The 1748-nt window shown below is 70.6% G+C and carries 2 protein-coding genes; both read left to right on the plus strand.

Annotation, left to right across the window (positions count from 1 at the left end):
• Positions 1-211 precede the first annotated feature (211 nt).
• Entirely contained in the window at positions 212-1201 is a 990-nt protein-coding gene (gene hemB / locus IJH84_RS03745; protein ID WP_200068920.1) for a porphobilinogen synthase, read from the plus strand.
• Positions 1198-1748 (plus strand): hypothetical protein (locus IJH84_RS03750; RefSeq protein ID WP_295140184.1); only part of this gene is annotated, 551 nt, incomplete at its 3' end. The genes hemB and IJH84_RS03750, both read left to right, overlap by 4 nt.

The raw sequence follows: 1748 nt of genomic DNA on the forward strand, positions 1-1748 counted from the left end.
CGTTGCCGCCGCCGAAGAAGGCCAAGCGCGCCCGCCGGAGCTGACGACGTCGTGGCCCGGATCTCGCGAACGCGGGGTCCGGGCCACGTTGCTTTCCGGCACTGGCAGGCTGGTCCTGGGGAGGCCGTGGACACCGGCTCGCGGTGCCCGGAGATCCGCCTGATTCGCGACCGCTCGCCGGTCGCCGTTCGTCGTCGCGAGGAGCTCGCCGATGTATCCGTCGCATCGCCCGCGCAGGTTGCGCCGCACCGCCGCCGTGCGCCGGCTGGTTTCCGAAACGAGCGTGGAACCGAGGCACCTGGTGCTGCCGATGTTCCTGCGGGAGGGCTTGTCCGAACCGGTGGGCATCACCTCCATGCCGGGCGTGGTGCACCACAGCCGGGATTCGCTGCGCAAAGCCGCGACCGAAGCGGTCAGCGCCGGAGTGGGCGGGCTGATGCTGTTCGGCGTGCCCGCCGAGCACGACGCCACCGGTTCCGGCGCGGTGGACCCGAACGGCGTGCTCAACACCGGGCTGCGAGACCTGGCCGCCGAGGTCGGCGACAGCACGGTCCTGATGGCCGACACCTGCCTGGACGAGTTCACCGACCACGGCCACTGCGGTGTGCTGGACGACGACGGCGTGGTGGACAACGACCGGACGCTGCAGGTCTACGGCGAGATGGCGGTCGCGCAGGCCGAGGCCGGGGCGCAGGTGATCTCGCCGAGCGGCATGATGGACGGCCAGGTTTCGGTGATCCGGGATTCGCTGGACGCGACCGGGTTCGCCGACACCTCGGTGCTGGCCTACTCGGCGAAGTACGCCTCGGCGTTCTACGGGCCGTTCCGGGAGGCCGTGGACTCGCAGCTGTCCGGGGACCGCAACACCTACCAGCAGGACCCCGGCAACGGCCGGGAAGGGCTGCGCGAAGCGGACCTGGACCTGGCCGAGGGTGCGGACATGGTGATGGTCAAGCCCGCCATGTCCTACCTGGACGTGCTGCGCGACGTGGCGGCGCTGTCCGACGTGCCGGTCGCGGCCTACCAGGTCTCCGGTGAGTACTCGATGATCGAGGCGACCGCCGCGCACGGCTGGCTGGACCGGCGGCGCATCGTGCAGGAGACGGTGACCTCCATCCGGCGCGCGGGCGCGGACATCGTGCTGACCTACTACGCGACCGAGCTGTCCCAGTGGTACCGGGAAAGCCTGGGGCTCAAGTGATCGCACCGCAGTCGTCCGAGGGTGCTTCCGAACCGCAGGGACAGCCACCCGCGCCGCGGACGTTGGAGCTGGCCCGGTGGTTGTGGATCGCGGCTGCGGCGTTCGAGTTCGTGCGGTCGCTGTGGCAGCTGGCCGACCGGGAGCGGCTGATCAACGAGCTGCACGGCGCGGCTCCGCAGCTCAACCAGCAGGAGCTGGACGCGGCCGCGAACAACGGGGTGCTGATCACGCTGCTGTTCGCCTCGGCGATTGTCGTGGTCTACGCCGGTTTGTCGACCCGGATGCTGCAAGGCCGCAACTGGGCGCGCGTGGTGCTGGCGGTGTTCGGCGGGTTCGGCGTGTTCGGCACGCTGGTCACGCTGCTGACGCTCGCGGTGCTGGGGCGCGCCGAGGTGGTGCGGATGGTCGGCGCGGACATCGCGCCGCTGGACATCGTCTTCAGCGTCTTCGTGGCGCTGTTGCACGCGGCCGCGCTGGTGTTGATGTTCCTGCCGGACTCCAACCGGTTCTACCAGCGCGGTGCGCCGCGGTCGTTCCCGCCGATGCA

Source organism: Saccharopolyspora sp. (assembly GCF_017434145.1).
In the GTDB taxonomy this organism is placed as follows: domain Bacteria; phylum Actinomycetota; class Actinomycetes; order Mycobacteriales; family Pseudonocardiaceae; genus Saccharopolyspora_C; species Saccharopolyspora_C galaxeae.

What these genes read in the sequence shown, in the direction of transcription:
- hemB (WP_200068920.1), top strand. Translation starts at nt 212, where the DNA reads ATGTATCCGTCGCATCGCCCGCGCAGGTTGCGCCGCACCGCCGCCGTG.